Annotated in this window: 1 protein-coding gene; it reads right to left on the bottom strand. The window is 31.5% G+C overall.

Translation table 11 applies throughout. From position 1 onward, the window contains the following. Positions 1 to 518 (bottom strand): chorismate synthase (gene aroC, locus IE124_RS36460; RefSeq protein ID WP_189514103.1); only part of this gene is annotated, 518 nt, incomplete at both ends.

Genomic DNA, 518 nt, shown 5'->3' on the forward strand with positions numbered 1-518 from the left:
AAAAAAAGGATTTTTATATACTACATCCCAACTAACAAAAGGTAATTTAATTGATCCTATTTGACTCATATAACCACGTATAAAAATATTAAATTTCCTAAGATATTTTTTTGCGATAGCACCTGACGCAACCCGCATTACTGTCTCTCTAGCACTAGATCTTCCCCCCCCTCTATAATCTCTAATACCATATTTTTTATGGTATGTATAATCTGCATGAGAAGGACGAAATTTGTTTTTTATTTTCTTATAATCTTTAGAACGTTGATCAACATTTTCTATTAATAATCCAATTGGTGTGCCTGTAGTAATTCCTTTAAAAACACCTGATAATATTTTAACTTTATCTGGTTCCCGTCGTTTAGTTGTATATTTAGAAACTCCTGGTTTTCTAATATTTAAATTTTTTTGAATATAATCTTCACTTATTTCTATACCTGGAGGGCATCCATCTATAATAGCGCCCAATGCAGGCCCATGACTTTCCCCAAATGTCGTTACTGTAAATAACTTACCAA

The organism is Streptomyces narbonensis (assembly GCF_014649015.1).
In the GTDB taxonomy this organism is placed as follows: domain Bacteria; phylum Actinomycetota; class Actinomycetes; order Streptomycetales; family Streptomycetaceae; genus Streptomyces; species Streptomyces narbonensis.